Raw genomic sequence first — 15,705 nt, 5'->3', positions numbered from 1 at the left:
TTGAGGCAATTTCCTATTTTCAAGTATTAGATTAGTGTAGCTTCTTAATTTATCTACGCTTTAGCCACTTTACCAAGATACTTTTTATCCATCCAAAAGGTTCCAAAAGGGATGATAGAGCAAAGTAAGACAATTGCCAGTGTTTTGTTATTCCATTGTTTTTCGGGTTTTACCAAAAAAGCAAATACAATATAAATTAGAAAAAGAAAACCATGAGCCATCCCTATTACTTGATTTGGTTCTGGAGAATCGAACATATATTTTAAGGGCATGGTTACAAATAAGATAAGTAGGTATGAAATACCTTCTAGATAACTAATTATTCTAAAGCTGGGAATCATATAATTTATATTTACTAGTTTATTTATTTTTTAAAATGATAATTTAATTCAAATACCTCTAGTTTGAAATAGGGGATAGCCGATAGTAAGTGATCAAAAATATCAGCCATAATTTTCTCATAATTTTTCCAAACCTTATTATTACTAAAGGCGTATATTTCTAGAGGTGTGCCTTGAGCAGAAGGAGGAAGTTGGCGACTCATAATCGTCATTTCTTTATTGATATAAGGGTGATTCTCTAGGTATAACTCGACATAAGTTCTAAAAACTCCCATATTAGTAAGGTTTCTTCCATTCATCAAGACACTTTTGTTAATATTGTTTTCTTGATTATGAGTATCTATCTGACTTTGTACCGTGTTGAGATAGTCTTCTAAGAGCTCTATTTTTTTAAGTTTCTCAAGATCTTCTACAGACAAAAAAGAAATACTCGATGTCTTGACTAATAGTGCTCTTTTGATTCTTCTACCTCCCGAGTTCATCATACCTCTCCAGTTTTTAAACGATTGAGAAGTAAGATAATAAGTTGGTATGGTGGTTATGGTTTTATCAAAATTCTGAACTTTTACAGAAGATAAATTTATTTCGATGACATCTCCATCGGCGCCAAATTTTTCCATGGTGATCCAATCTCCAATCCTTACGGTATCATTAACAGCTACTTGAATACTGGCTACAAACCCCAAAATGGTATCTTTAAATATTAATAGGATTACAGCAGACATAGCACCAAGAGCGGTTAAAAATGTCCAGATAGATTTACCAGTCATGGACGAGAAAATAAAAATGCCACCAATAAACCATACAAATATCATAAATACCTGTACATAGCTATCAATAGGTTTATCTTTAAAAGACTCTAAAGATTTTAAAAAATCTCTAAACGTTCTAAGGATGCTTCTCAAAATCCAAATAGTCAATACGATGACCATAATATGGAAGAGTGTTTCTAAATATTTCTCGGCTGTGGGAAATGCAACAAATAGCATAGGAACTATCCAGACTGTTAGGGACAATGGCACTATATGAGCTAAATAATCAAAAGTCTTATTTTTTACCAGGTGGTCATCAAAGGTATTTTTTGATTTTGAGGCGTAGCTTTTAAAGATTCCTACAATCACTTTTTTCATAATCAGGTCGAGAATGAAAAGAGAAAGAACAAGTATACATATGCCTATAAGAAGGTTTAAATATTCTGCAGTGTTTTCAGAAAAGCCTTTGGAGACAAAAAGGTTGTAGAAGTAACGGGTTAAATCTTTCATGAATGCTTCAATGCTAAATTTCATGCAAAAATAGGACTCTGCCCATTGAAAAGGTTAATAAAATCAAAGATTTTAATGTTAAAAACTATTAAAAAAACAAAATCCTTCATTTATAGATATAAACAAAGGATTTTGCAACACTTAAACTAAATCTTACTATAGCTTATAATTTATTGATAAATTGAACATGGTTCCTAATTGACTAAAATGATATCCGTCATACGTCATTTGCGAATATCTTTGATTAAAAGTAATGAGATTTGATGCCGTTTTGGTAGCAGCAGCATCGTTTAGTACAGCATCTCCTGTTGCCGTAAGTGATTTAAGTTCCCATTCTGGCAGTACGTTCAAAAGGTTATTTATGTTTGCAGAAATTGTTAATTTATCTGTTGCGTTATAATTTATACCCAAATCAGTTACAATCTTGGTCATAAATTCGACGCTTAGGTCAGATTTTCCGTCACTATTAGCTGGATTACCGCCAACCAGAGATTCTAAATCTTGTAAGCCTTGATTTTTAAATCTGGTAGGACCAAACAAAGTATTGTTTAAAGAAAAATTAAATTTACCAATGTCGTAGTTAGCACCTAATATTGCTTTATATTCTGGTCGAGAAGTAAAAAATAAAGCTTCTTGGGTATCGTTCACTACGGATTGACCTGTTCCTGCTAAAAATGCAGGGTCTTTTACATTTCCTTCTCGGTCATTTTCTATTGTATAATTTCCAGATAGACTAAATCCTAACGTACCATTTGCTAGTGCTATATCTCTATAATTTGCTACCAGGTCAATCCCAGATGTACGGGTATCAATGGCATTTACAAAGAAACTTAAGTCAGATAATCCTTCAAACGCAGGACCAGCAGGAGGCGCAACTTCAGAACCTAGAACGATTCTGTCTTTTACCTCTATATTGTAATAATCAATAGTAAAGTTTATGTTTCGATTGATTTTTGCTCCAATACCTACTGTGATATTTGTTGACTCTTCTGCATCCAATTTATCTAGATTTAGAAGTCTTGCTTGTGGAGAAACATTATTGACTAAACCTCCAACCTGTATTCCTTCACCCGGAACAAAGCTATACTGAGCTTTTTGAGTATAAATCTGATGAAGCGTTGGTGCTCTAAATCCTGTAGAAATAGATGCTCTAAATGTTAGTTTGTCTTGTAAGAATTTATATCGAGAACTTAATTTCCATACAAATGCTTCACCAAAATCACTATAATCCTCTAATCTCACAGTACCATTAACAAGAAAATCCTCTGTAATGTCTGCAGAAACATCAAAGTATCCACCAAAGTTATAGCGGTTAAATTTCCCAGAGTTTTCAGGTCTGTTACCCGCAAAAGAATCTGCTCCTCCACCGTCGTAAGAAGCTAAATCTCCTTCTATAATTTCAAAAGTTTCTGTTCTAAACTCTGCTCCAAAACCAATACTAATTTGATCTGATATTAGTTTGGCAACATCAATATTTCCTACACTATGTCTAAAACCTGTTCCTCCCGGATCAAAAGAGATAGGACTGTTTTCTCTATACAATTCAGAACCCTCTGTGATTTCACCAAGATCTACGAGACCATTATCATTGGCGTCAATCCATGTAGATGGAGATAGTACTACATTACGGTTGTGGGAGTTATTTACAGTATAGGTTTGTGTATTCCCACCGGTAGTATAACTCAAATCATAATTCCAACCGTTTTTTATGGTTTTAAACCCAATTGTAGCATTGTAATCATTAAGATCTCCTTCAAAAGTAGGTACATATCCAATATAAGAACCATTTGGTCCATCTGGGAAAAAATCTGCTAGATATGGAAATTCAGATTCTGTTCTCCAGTAAGGTGTTCTGTAATTAGCAAAACTGTTTACTTTTTTATAGACATAAGCAGCATTCATATATATCTGAGTATTCTCATTAATATCGTATCCACCGTTTACCAAAAATTTAGCTGCTGAAGTTTCTGGAGAGCCGTTAATGTTACCAGCATCAGGTTTTAGAGCTAAAAAATCCTGTACATCTTGTAAAGTTATTGGTTGAGGTATCTCATCATCAAAAAAGTCATTAAACTCTCCCTGAGCATCTACAGTTCCTGGTCTGTTAGCTAGACTTACTTTAGAAAAATCTGCTGTATAATTAAAGAAGCCTTTATCTTCACCAATAGAAGCACCATTATTTAGGCTTATTCCTATTGTTTCTCCATCTCCTTCAGATGTTATTCCTGATTTAAGAGTTACAGATCCTTCATCATGACTATCTTTTAGGATAATATTCATTACTCCAGCAATAGCATCTGATCCATACTGTGCAGATGCACCATCTCTTAGTATTTCTACTCGTTTTATTGCGTCTGTTGGTATGGCAGAAATATCAGATCCTGTTTCTCCTCTTCCTGGAGAAGTTTGAGTATAGAGTAGAGCACTTAAATTTTTACGTTTTCCATTAATTAGAATCAAAGTTCTACTAGGTCCCATATTTCTGATTTCATAAGGATCTAATAAAGAAGTAGCATCGTTAACTGGTGTTTGTACCGTGTTAAAAGATGGTATTTTATACTGTAGCGCTTTGTCAAAGGTAATTTGACCTGTCGAAGCCAGCTCTTTTGCGGGTAATACATCAACAGGGAGAGAAGAAGTAGTATTACTTCTTGGTAATGCTCTGGATCCTACCAGAATTACTTCTTCAAGTTCTGCTCCACTACTTAATGAAACATTAATAGTAGTTTGTGAGTTAACAGGAACTTCCTTGGTATTGAAGCCAATATAGCTAAAAACCAGAGTGCCTTCAGGACTAACATCGATGCTATATTTACCATCAAAATCAGTGGTAGAACCATTACTGGTTCCTTTTTCAATAATATTTACTCCGGGTAGTGGAGAACCATCAGAGTCTGTGACGACTCCGCTTACTGTCTGTTGCGAATAGCACAGACTAGTGCATAATACGATTAAGGTAATTGCGAGTTTTTTCATATGATGATTTTATGTTAAGATGTTTGTGTGTTCAAAATGATTTGTGGGCTAAATATATTTAAATTGCAGTATTTAACATAAAATTTTATTGATTTTTCAATAAAAGTATGGTAAAACCGTAAAAAACTGCATTTTTTTTACTAATCTTATCTTAATGAAAAATGAGAAGAATTCGGTTTGGTGCTGGTTTAATTATGAATTTCTGAAAAAAAGTAGTTGGCATTAAGCGTAAAAAACAATCAATGCTTTTTGATGAGAAGGAGAGGGAAGTATACAAAAAAGGCTATTTAGAAAGTTTACTTTTTAAATAGCCTTATCTTGAAATCTAAAATTTGAGTCTTTAGAAATTAAAATCTAACCGGGCATAGTAATACGCTCCGCCAAAGCCCATTTGAACAGCATCCCAATAACCACCGGCTTCTGTTTCGCCATCATTTTGTTGATCAGGATACTCATTAAATATATTGTTTCCTCCAACAGTAAGTTTAAGGTTTTTATTTAATTTATAGCCTAAATTAAGGTCAGCAGTAATTTTAGCTCCATATATGTCTTCGGTATCTGCAAAATCAATAAGTGTTATTTCACTAAAATGAGTAAGACCAATACCTGCATTAAACTTATCTTTATTATAATTTGCATTAAAAGAAAACTTACTTTCTGGAGCAGAGGCTAATAAAAAAGCTTTCTCTCTTTCGCCAAAAAAGGTAGCCTCGTCCAGGGTTCCATTATTAACATCATCTATCTTCATGTCATTAATGTTTCCAGCTAATGTTGCAGAGATATTTCCAAAATCAAAATTACCTTTCCAAGATAAAATCAGGTCTAAACCAATAGTTTCTGTGTCTACGCCATTTGCAAAAAATTGTGCCTCGGCAACATTTGGTATTTGAGGGGCGGCAAATGTTCCTGTCAATACAATTCTGTCTTTAACACTAATATAATACCCATCTACTGTAGCAGTGAAGCCACCAAAGGTTGCAGTTGCTCCTAAGGCACCATTTATTGCAGTTTCTTCTTCTAATTGATTAATTCCAAAAGAAGCAGTAACAGGACTATTATTAGCAGATAATAGGGTCTCTGTAGCTACACCCCCTTGAAAGTCGGTAAATCTAAGATTGTAATATATTTGAGCAAGTGAAGGAGCTCTAAAGCCGGTACTTACAGATCCTCGAATATTAATCTCCTCTGTAGCCTTGATCCTGAAAGCTAATTTTCCATTGGTTGTACTTCCAAAATCACTATATTCTTCAAATCTTGCAGCAGCTCCTAATAAAAAGCGATCAGTAATATCTAATTCGGCATCGGCATAAACTGATAGGTTAGATCTTGAACGATCCACTTCATTTGAAGGACTATATCCTGGAAACCCTTGAGACCCACCAGGTCGTAAATCTCCAGAAATAGGGTCTGTGGGTTGGATTTGTGTTGCAGGATTAGTTATAGGTAGACCAATGACGTCGTAAGTAGCATATGAGCCTTCTTCTCCGGCAAAAATTTCAAAATTTTCAGTTCTATATTCTGTACCAAACGCAATATTTAGTCCATTAAGAATATTTGGATAGTATTTGGAAAAATCAAGACTTGTAGTATTTTGACTTAGGCTATGCCCTCCAGCATCAAAATCAGTAGGGGATGAGATCCCCAGAGAAGCGTTTAAAGTTCCTTTGATGAAATAATGAAAATTGTTTTTCCCCCAGGTATTGTTAATATCAATTTTCCAACCACCTTCGGTTTCGGTTCTAACTCCTGCAGAAACCGAATTATCGATTATATTAGATGTTATTCTTGGTGTAAAACCATTAGGGAAAATTGCTGTAACAACCCGTGCTCCATCATTACGCGTAAATGCAAAAGCATCAGTATCACGATAATTTCTTCCTCCAAAGGCATACAATTCTGTTTTTTGTGATAAAGGAATTGCAGCATTAGCAAAGAAATTAAATCCATCAATTGCGGCTTCTCCAAAACCTCTTCTAAAATCAAAACCTGGTCGCAATGTTTTATTTTTACTTAGAAATTCAGTAGTGAAGTTTGCATATCCTCCCTCACCAACTTCTACACCGTAGTTAGCCGTAATCTTTACCGATCCACCATCAAAATTTTTGTCATCAGCGATGCGATTTCCATCATTTTTTGTGTCTAGACGATTTCCATCGGTATTAGGAGTCCCCGCAGGAAAATCACCTTTGGCATTAGTGTTATATGCTCCATAACTGATACTCCCAGTAAGTTTATTTACATTAGTTTTTAATACAATATTAATAACGCCGGCAATTGCATCTGATCCATATTGGGCCGCAGCACCATCTCTTAACACTTCAATTCTTTTGATAGAAGATGCTGGTATTGCATTTAGATCAGTACCTGAATTCCCTCTTCCTCTGGTTCCAAAAATATTAATTAAGGAAGAAGAATGCCTTCTTTTTCCATTAATCAAAACTAATGTCTGATCTGGTCCTAAACCACGCAGTGTTGCCGGATCAATATGATCGGCACCATCTGATCCCGATTGCTTATTTGCATTAAAAGAAGGAGCAGTGTATTGCAAAAGTTCATTAATTTCTATTTTACCACTTTTGGTGATAATATCTTGCATGTCAATAATATCAATAGCTACAGGAGTATCGGTGGCAGTTCGCTTAGGGCTTCTTGAACCCACTACGACTATAGTACCTAATGCTTCTCCGTCTAATAATATGACATCAATTTTTTCTTGTGTTCCGACTTCTATTTCTTGTGTTTCAAAACCAATATAGCTGTATACAAGGATTGCATTTGCATCTATAGCAATAGAATAGTTACCTTGATCATCTGTTGTAGTTCCCTTTGTAGATCCCTTTTCTACAATATTTACATACGGCAATGGAGTTCCAGAAGAGTCTGTAACCGTACCTGTTACAACCTGTTGGCTAAAAGACAAACAGGCGAATAAGCTAAACAAAATAAATGTGAGTTTTTTCATAAAAGTATAAATTAAAAACGATTGTGTTCTATAAATATATCTAAAAGGAAGCTATTACTTATATAATTACATACAATTTTAACGCTATATAGAAAGACCGAACTTGGATAGTTCGGTCTTTTATTCAGGTATTTATACCTTACGTTTTTAGTTTTGTCTAACTAATTCGCTTTGTAAACAGTTGATATTACTTCATCCGTTTCTGAATCATAGGTTTCCAGAATTAAGTTTTTGTCTTTGTCAAAGTGTCCAATGCAGTTATTGTTATCTCCAGAGTTGACAATGTAATACCCATTGCTAAGTGGTCTTACTTTGGTAACTTTATTTCCAGATTTGTTTAATAAAGTAATGATAAAGCCTTTATCGTCAGAAGTGATTGTATAACTTTCCATATCCGAAGAAGTGTGAGATTTTTCAACAGCTACTTCTTCATCTGTGTATGTTGCAGATTGGTTAGTTTTGTTTTCGTCATCTGGATTAAATTTTATCTCACTTTTTTTTGTGATAACTTCTTGTTTTTTGATAACTTTCTCTTCACCATTGGCTCCTTTAATTCGAATAATTTTGGTTACAGTTTCTTTTGAGGAATTTTCTTTTCCTTTGGTTTCGTCTGATTGTGCGTGACTGGCAGCTGTACTGATTACAAATACAACTGCGATTAGGGTTTTTAAAATTTTCATTTGTTCTATTTGTTGGTGCCTAAAAATACAAAAAATGTAAAAACACTAAAATTCTTTGACTAAGGATCCGTCAAAAATGACATTTTAAAACTTTAATTTTTGTGGGATAGTAGCCAATATATAATCTTATGTATTCACACTTGCTTACTATGTATGAATACCATTATCTTTGCACTCTTAAAAATGGGATTTATTTTTTTGAATATCCCAATCTACTATTAATATACGTACTATGAAAGCAGGAATCGTAGGATTACCAAATGTTGGAAAATCAACATTGTTTAATTGTTTATCTAATGCCAAAGCACAAAGTGCTAATTTTCCATTTTGTACTATAGAGCCTAATATTGGGGTTGTTAATGTACCAGACCCCAGATTAGAAAAATTAGAAGAATTAGTTGTTCCTGAACGTGTAATTCCTGCAACTGTAGAAATTGTTGATATTGCTGGTTTGGTAAAAGGGGCAAGTAAAGGAGAAGGACTGGGAAATCAGTTTTTAGGAAATATTAGAGAAACAGACGCTATTATACATGTTTTGCGTTGTTTTGATAATGATAATATTGTTCATGTAGATGGCTCTATAGATCCGATTAGAGATAAAGAGACTATTGATATTGAGTTGCAACTAAAGGATCTCGAAAGTATAGAAAAAAAACTGGATAAAGTAAAAAGAGCAGCAAGAACAGGAAATAAAGAAGCGCAGAAAGAAGAAGCAATTTTATTACAACTTAAAGAGGGGTTAGAAGCCGGGATATCTGTTAGAGCAATTGATATTTCTGAAGATGATCGTTTGGCTTATGTTCAGCCGTTACAGTTTATCACCGATAAACCAGTACTTTATGTTTGTAATGTTGATGAAGGATCTGCTGTTAATGGTAATGATTATGTGAAAAAAGTAAAGGATACTGTCGCTTCTGAAAATGCTGAGGTTATCGTTTTGGCTGTGGGTACCGAAGCAGATATTACAGAATTAGATGACTATGAAGAAAGACAGATGTTTTTACAAGACATGGGACTAGAAGAACCTGGAGCATCAGTATTGATTAGAGCGGCTTATAAGCTACTAAATCAACAAACTTACTTTACGGCTGGAGTAAAAGAGGTAAGAGCCTGGACGGTTAATATAGGAGCCACAGCACCACAAGCAGCAGGAGTAATCCATACTGATTTTGAAAAAGGTTTTATTCGTGCAGAAGTTATTAAATACGAAGACTTTGTAAAGTATGGAAGTGAATCTAAGGTTAAAGAAGCCGGAAAACTTGGAGTAGAAGGAAAGACATATGTAGTAAATGATGGAGATGTGATGCATTTCCTATTTAACGTATAAAATACATTAGTAAAATATTTTTAAACCTTTCTGGTATTAACCAGAAAGGTTTTTTTATTGGGTATCGTAATTAGAAAATTTATGAATAAATAAATAAAAATAGTGTGTCCTATTTTTGAAAAATGGAATACACTAAATTATCTTCTTATGGCGTCATATTAGCCGTTATTGGTATCGTTTTGTTTTCTTCAAAGGCAGTACTGGTAAAAATTAGCGTATAAATTCGATATAAGCTCAGAACACCTATTACTGTTTAGGATGTTGTTTTCACTGCCTATATATGTTTTAATTACATTATTTAACAAACCAGTACAAAGAGAACAAATTAGAGGTGTTGATTATTTATGGGTTGTTTTTTTTGGATTTATAGGCTATTATTTAGCCAGCTACCTAGATTTTATAGGGTTACAATATATTAAAGCTGGTTTAGAGCGGATTATTCTTTTTGTGTATCCAACATTGGTAATAATCATTTCAAAAGTTTTTTTGAAAAATGTAATCACTAAGCAACAATTATTTGCAATCTTAATTACTTACCTTGGAGTTGTTGTTACTTTCTGGGGTGAATTCGGAATTCAGACTTCTAACACTTTTTTTGGTGGATTTTTAATTCTTTTGAGTGCATTAGCGTATGCAATTTATCTTGTAGGTAGTGGATGGTTGATTCCAAAATTTGGAGTGATACGTTTTACTTCTTTGGCACTGATAGCATCTACAATGTGTATTGTAATTCAATATCTCATTTTTGATAGGCAGGACATTACAAATTACCCTCTAGAGTTATATCTTATTTGTATAATAATGGCTGTTTTTTCAACAATAATCCCTTCGTATTTGGTATCTGCTGCGATTGCAAAGCTGGGAGCTTCTAATTTTTCTGTTATTGCAAGTTTAGGTCCTGTGTCTACTATTGTTCTGGCTTATTTCTTTTTATCTGAGAGCCTATCATTAGTGCAAATTGTAGGAGCTGTTATAGTAATTTTTGGGATCTATATTGTTTCAAAAAAGAAAGGAAAATAAAGAAGAATCTATCCTCGTATAAGAAGTATCGATATTATTTTTAAAGATTTTAAGGTTTTTTTCATTAATTTAACAGTTTTAAGATAAGCATTTGCCAAAAACAGATAGGAATATACTTTTGGGGAAAAGTTTTTTGTTTGGCAAACTACATTTTTGATGATTTATGATTAACGGGGGCATTAGGTTAATAGTTTTTGCATTATACTTTATAAGTACTGGGTTTACTGCATATGGTGAAGTATATTATGATGTAAGTGAAAAAAAGATATTTCTAGAAAAACAAATTAAACAAAAAACAATAGGGCATACAGAAGTGATATCTAATAAATTAGATAACGGATCGGCTCTACTCGCTATTAATACAAATACCCAGGAAGAATATCAAAATGAGATTTCAGTAAAAAACACTATCATCAATGTTCTTTTATTAAGCTGTGTTTTACTAATTGTAGGTTTAATTTTTTTGTTTAGAAAGTATACATCTAAAAAAAGAAGTAATGAAGGTCTGAAGGAAAAAAATGAACAATTAATAGAGGCCAAAATAGAAGCTGAAAAACTTACGAATACAAAATCTCAATTTATTTCTACCGTAAGTCACGAATTAAGAACACCGCTTTATGGAGTGGTTGGTATTACAACATTGTTATTAGAGGAAAAGGATATTGCACCTAAGCATAAAAAGTTACTAAATTCATTAAAATTTTCTGGTGATTATCTTCTTGATTTGATTAATAAGGTTCTCAAAATAAGTAAAATAGAATCTAATAATGAAAAGCTAACAAAAACACCAACTAATCTTGGTCAACTATCCCAAAACCTTCTTCATTCTTTTGAGTATCAAGCGAAGAATAAGAATAATGAATTAATACTTCAAATACCTGATGAATTGCCAGATGTATTACAAGTAGATTCTCTTAAAGTGTCTGAAGTTTTAATAAATCTAATAGGGAACTCAACCAAATTTACCGAGAATGGAAAAATATGGCTTCGAATAAAAATTTTATCTCTTGATAGAGATTTGATTACTATAAGATATGAAGTAGAAGATAATGGAGTTGGAATCCCCGAAGATAAAAAAGAGTTTGTTTTTGAAAAATTTTCTCAAGTAGGAAGAGAGTTTAATAAATCAGAAGGAACGGGGCTAGGTTTGTCTATAGTAAAAAACTTGTTAGAAATGATGGACAGTAAAATCCATCTGGACAGTAAGGAGGGAAGAGGAACTCGATTTTATTTTGATTTACAATTAGAAATTATCGACGAAAAAGAAGAGCGTCAGATTGATACAAGAAGTACTAAAATTGGAAACATATATAGAAGAATATTGGTGGCGGAGGATAATAAAATAAATCAGATTGTCACAAAAAACCTTCTCAACATCATTGGATACGATTGTACTATTGTTGAGAATGGTTTTAATGCTTTGCAAATGGTACAAAAAGAAGATTTTGACCTTATTTTAATGGATCTTAATATGCCGTACCTTAATGGTACAGAGGCTACAAGGCGTATACGTGAGTTTGATAAAACAACACCAATTATTGCCCTTACAGCTTCAGAACTGAGTGAAGTGGGAGAAGAATGTATGGAGATTGGTATGAATGATATTATCAATAAGCCACTAAATAAAAATGATCTCAAAAATATAATAACAAAACACTTATTACATTAAAAGTTCATTCAAAAGCTATTTTTTATAGTATTCAATTCGTACCTCTAATTTCAGTTTTTTTACGGTTTTTTACATATTTTTCTAACCATTGATCTTGCTCCCATAACAAATGTAAAATGGATTCTTTTGCTTTATATCCATGACTTTCTTTAGGAAGCATTACTAATCTGGTAGTAGCACCTAATCCTTTTAATGCATTAAAGTACCGTTCGCTTTGTAAAGGATATGTTCCAGAATTATTATCTGCTTGACCATGAATTAGAAGAAGTGGGGTTTTCATTTTTTCGGCGTGCATAAATGGAGACATAGAATAGTATATTTCTGGAGCTTCCCAATAACTACGTTCTTCACTTTGAAAACCAAAAGGGGTAAGAGTTCTGTTGTAGGCACCACTTCTTGCAATTCCTGCAGCAAAAAGATTAGAATGTGATAATAGATTAGCGGTCATAAATGCTCCATACGAATGCCCGCCAACAGCTACTCTGTTAGGATCAATATATCCTAATGCATTTACGGCATCTATCGCAGCTTTTCCATTAGCCACCAATTGTTTTCTAAAAGTATCATTTGGCTGTTCGTTACCTTCCCCTACAATAGGGAAAGAGGCATCGTCTAATACAACATACCCTCTTGTAACCCAATATATCATAGACCCCCAGAAAGGGTATGTGAATTTATTAGGATTGGAGGTAGATTGAGATGCACTGGTTTTATCTTTAAACTCAACAGGATAAGCCCATAAAATCATAGGCATTTTTTCTTTTTTAGATTTGTCATAACCGATAGGCAGGTATAAAGTACCAGAAAGCTCTAGTCCATCGTCCCTCTTATATTTGATGACTTCTTTGTGAACATTTTGTATGCTCACGAAAGGATTTTTGAAAAAAGTGATCTGCTTTACATCATTTTTTTTGTTGATATTCCTTATGTAGTAATTGGGATACTCTGTAGAAGATTCAATTCTTACTAAGAACTCTCCCTTATCCAAATTAATTGAAGAGCGAATTTTCTCAACCTTGTCAGTATATTCTGATTGATAGATGCGAGTAGTCTTGTTGGACTTTAAATCAAACCTATCAATAAAAGGGAACTGCCCGTTCTTGGTATAACCATCTCCTATCATATACATAGTGTTATTATCAATATTAACAACAGAATACCCATATTCATTCTTGATATCTACAGGGTCTCCTGGATCGCTATACTTATCCTGATAATTTCTGTTATGAATAATATTAGGTTTTTGATCAGGATTGGATGGGTTAAAAACATAAGTTCTTGTATTTCGAGTGTTCCACCAATAATCGTATGCAATTGCTAATTTACCATTAGTCCATTTGATTCCAGCATATCGGTCAATGGTTTTTAGTATAGATTGAGCAGGCTGCGTAAATGGAGCTTCTAGTTGAAATATCTCATCACGAAATGCTACTTTTACTTTTGGATCTCCCTTATCCAGAGCTTCAGCCCATACAAGGGTAGAAGGTTGATCTTTTCGCCAGGATAGTCCTCTTTTTCCTGTTCGGGTGGACATAAACCCTTTTGGTAAAACTTCAGTCAAAGGGACTTTATTGATTGTTTTAATGATTTTTCCTGTATCTGTGTATAATTTGGTTTCCATAGGAAAACGCCTGTATGGCACTATGTAAGAGAAAGGTTTTTGAATTTCGGTAACCAAGATGTATTTACCATCAGGAGAGAAAGAAATGTCTTTATACATAGCCAAAGGTGCCCAATTTTCTATAGTACCATTTAAGCTTACTTTCTTGATCTCAGAAATGGCTAATTGTTCAAAATTATGTTCATCATTAGGGTTTTTTAATAAATCCTGATAGGTTCTGTTTTGAGCTTTGGTACCTTCACTAATAGTTATGGTTGGACCAGTAGGAATCGCCTCTAATGTATTTATCAGTAATTGTTTGTTTGAGGGTGCGAACTTTACTAACAAGGCAGAATTATCCCTAAACCATCTATAAGGGGCTCCTAAATTGGCGTTTAAATTATCTTTTGTGATTTTTTTAGCTGTTCTGTTTTCGAGGGTTAATACCCATAATTCAACACCTTTGGAGGTTGTGTTTGTAAAAGCGAGTTTGCTTTGGTCTGGAGACCATTTGATATTGGTTATCCGTGGATTATCCGGTAAACCTATAACCTGAGAAATCTTTTCTTCTCCAGTTCTTTTTAATTTGATATTTTTAAAATAATTGGCTCTACTCGAAATATTAGTTTTTGGGTTAATACGTAACCCAGCTAATCGCATTTCTTTTTCTGATAATTCGGCAATGGTTTTATAGCTATCTCTATAAAGAAAAACTAAGTTTTTACCATTTTTGTCAATACGTACAGAAGGAGCCATAGATACATCTACTAGGTCCAAAATTTCTTCTGAAGGTTTTTGATAACTTATATTTTCTTGGGCATTACCTATACATATTACAAAGAGAAATATTATAGTTGGTCGTAAGAGTTTCATAATTCATGTGTTAAATTAATGTGTGCAATATATACTTTTCAATAAGCTTAGTTTTATATTAATGTTCTACTTAAAAGAATTGTTACCGATTTATTGAGAAATGATTATTTCTGATATAAACCTATTTGTTTTATCAATTACTATTGTAGGGCTCTCTTTATGAGGAGTATGACCCACATTTGGAATTATCAAGGATGTAGAAACCCCTGAAACTTTTTCTACAATAGAATTTACTTGATCTATTGTCCCGTATTCATCTTTTTCTCCCTGAATAATTAGTGAAGGGCATTTTATTTTAGGAAGTTCATCTTCAATATTCCAAAATTTAAATTGTGGAGAAAGCCAAGTATTTACCCACATTCTAAATACATCATCAGTCTTGTCATTATGGTATCGGTTTAATTTCTCTTTGAGTGACGTATTTTGATAGGCTAAAGATGCTGATTTAATACCATCAATAGTTTCTTTTTCTACAAAAACATGCGCCCCTTCTGTTATAATACCATTGATTTTTTCGGGGAATAGTGCTGCCGTTAACAATGCAATACTACCACCATCACTATGACCATAGAGTATAACATCTTTTAGGGCTAACTTTTCTATTATTTTTCCTAGAGTGTAGGCTTCATCTTTTAAATAGTTAAGATCTCTCTTTGAAATTGAAAAAGGATCAGATTTCCCATAACCTTGGCGATCATATGAGAGCGCATTACAATCTGCTTTTGATGCTAAATACGCTGGGAAGTTTTTCCATAGCTCTATACAGCCCAAAGAGTCATGTAGAAAAATGATTGTTGGTTTTTTAGAATCTAACGAATCAAATTCTTTAGAAAACCGTAATCGATGCTGATTGATCGTCAAATCCAAAATATTGGTTTTATTATAAAAAGTGCTAAAAATAAGCTAAAGTCTATACAAATTGTATATTTTGCGGCACTAAAATCGAAACACTAGATAATTTTTTGAGTCTAGTAGTAGTAAATAGTTAATTTTAT

The 15,705-nt window shown here is 33.3% G+C and carries 10 protein-coding genes; 3 read left to right on the top strand and 7 right to left on the bottom strand.

Annotated elements, in window-relative coordinates:
• Positions 1-53 precede the first annotated feature (53 nt).
• The 5 genes from C1X07_RS03010 to C1X07_RS02990 form a co-directional block, all read right to left on the bottom strand.
• Positions 54-341 carry a DUF3817 domain-containing protein gene (locus C1X07_RS03010; RefSeq protein WP_103068476.1) on the bottom strand — a complete coding sequence of 96 codons (288 nt, stop codon included), beginning with the start codon at positions 339-341 and terminating at the stop codon, positions 54-56.
• Between the two features lie 23 nt (positions 342-364).
• Positions 365-1,603 (bottom strand): mechanosensitive ion channel family protein, encoded by a 1,239-nt coding sequence (locus tag C1X07_RS03005; protein WP_103068784.1) that lies wholly within the window; start codon positions 1,601-1,603, stop codon positions 365-367.
• Positions 1,604-1,759: 156 nt separating this feature from the next.
• Positions 1,760-4,579 (bottom strand): TonB-dependent receptor, encoded by a 2,820-nt coding sequence (locus tag C1X07_RS03000; protein WP_103068475.1) that lies wholly within the window; start codon positions 4,577-4,579, stop codon positions 1,760-1,762.
• Positions 4,580-4,919: 340 nt separating this feature from the next.
• Positions 4,920-7,541, bottom strand: a complete 2,622-nt coding sequence (locus tag C1X07_RS02995; RefSeq protein WP_103068474.1) for a TonB-dependent receptor — start codon at positions 7,539-7,541, stop codon at positions 4,920-4,922.
• Between the two features lie 161 nt (positions 7,542-7,702).
• A complete protein-coding gene (locus tag C1X07_RS02990) occupies positions 7,703-8,221 on the bottom strand; it encodes a hypothetical protein (protein WP_103068473.1) in 519 nt (172 codons plus the stop codon).
• A 232-nt stretch (positions 8,222-8,453) separates the two neighbouring features.
• Here C1X07_RS02990 and ychF point away from each other — a divergent pair, with 232 nt between their 5' ends.
• The 3 genes from ychF to C1X07_RS02975 all read left to right on the top strand — a co-directional run bounded on the left by ychF (position 8,454) and on the right by C1X07_RS02975 (position 12,237).
• Positions 8,454-9,548 (top strand): redox-regulated ATPase YchF, encoded by a 1,095-nt coding sequence (gene ychF, locus C1X07_RS02985; RefSeq protein WP_103068472.1) that lies wholly within the window; start codon positions 8,454-8,456, stop codon positions 9,546-9,548.
• A gap of 258 nt (positions 9,549-9,806) precedes the next feature.
• Positions 9,807-10,568 carry a DMT family transporter gene (locus C1X07_RS02980; RefSeq protein ID WP_317046063.1) on the top strand — a complete coding sequence of 254 codons (762 nt, stop codon included), beginning with the start codon at positions 9,807-9,809 and terminating at the stop codon, positions 10,566-10,568.
• A gap of 163 nt (positions 10,569-10,731) precedes the next feature.
• Positions 10,732-12,237, top strand: coding sequence for a response regulator (locus tag C1X07_RS02975; protein ID WP_103068471.1), 1,506 nt, complete (start codon positions 10,732-10,734; stop codon positions 12,235-12,237).
• A gap of 31 nt (positions 12,238-12,268) precedes the next feature.
• On the opposite strand, the gene C1X07_RS02970 is transcribed toward C1X07_RS02975, so the two are convergent.
• Positions 12,269-14,710 (bottom strand): alpha/beta hydrolase family protein, encoded by a 2,442-nt coding sequence (locus C1X07_RS02970; protein WP_103068470.1) that lies wholly within the window; start codon positions 14,708-14,710, stop codon positions 12,269-12,271.
• 90 nt (positions 14,711-14,800) lie between these two features.
• Positions 14,801-15,577: an alpha/beta fold hydrolase gene (locus C1X07_RS02965; RefSeq protein ID WP_241507177.1), complete on the bottom strand. Its 777-nt coding sequence runs from the start codon at positions 15,575-15,577 to the stop codon at positions 14,801-14,803.
• Between the last annotated feature and the right edge of the window lie 128 nt (positions 15,578-15,705).

Source organism: Aquimarina sediminis (assembly GCF_002895435.1).
Taxonomy (GTDB): Bacteria; Bacteroidota; Bacteroidia; order Flavobacteriales; family Flavobacteriaceae; genus Aquimarina; species Aquimarina sediminis.
Note: the sequence above shows the minus strand (reverse complement) of the source record. Positions and strands in the feature narration are given on the sequence as shown.

Excerpts from the sequence above, each read along its gene's own strand:
- C1X07_RS03010 (WP_103068476.1), bottom strand. The coding sequence starts at position 341 with ATGATTCCCAGCTTTAGAATAATTAGTTATCTAGAAGGTATTTCATAC.
- C1X07_RS03005 (WP_103068784.1), bottom strand. The coding sequence starts at position 1,603 with ATGAAAGATTTAACCCGTTACTTCTACAACCTTTTTGTCTCCAAAGGC.
- C1X07_RS03000 (WP_103068475.1), bottom strand. The coding sequence starts at position 4,579 with ATGAAAAAACTCGCAATTACCTTAATCGTATTATGCACTAGTCTGTGC.
- C1X07_RS02995 (WP_103068474.1), bottom strand. The coding sequence starts at position 7,541 with ATGAAAAAACTCACATTTATTTTGTTTAGCTTATTCGCCTGTTTGTCT.
- C1X07_RS02990 (WP_103068473.1), bottom strand. The coding sequence starts at position 8,221 with ATGAAAATTTTAAAAACCCTAATCGCAGTTGTATTTGTAATCAGTACA.
- ychF (WP_103068472.1), top strand. The coding sequence starts at position 8,454 with ATGAAAGCAGGAATCGTAGGATTACCAAATGTTGGAAAATCAACATTG.
- C1X07_RS02980 (WP_317046063.1), top strand. The coding sequence starts at position 9,807 with ATGTTGTTTTCACTGCCTATATATGTTTTAATTACATTATTTAACAAA.
- C1X07_RS02975 (WP_103068471.1), top strand. The coding sequence starts at position 10,732 with ATGATTAACGGGGGCATTAGGTTAATAGTTTTTGCATTATACTTTATA.
- C1X07_RS02970 (WP_103068470.1), bottom strand. The coding sequence starts at position 14,710 with ATGAAACTCTTACGACCAACTATAATATTTCTCTTTGTAATATGTATA.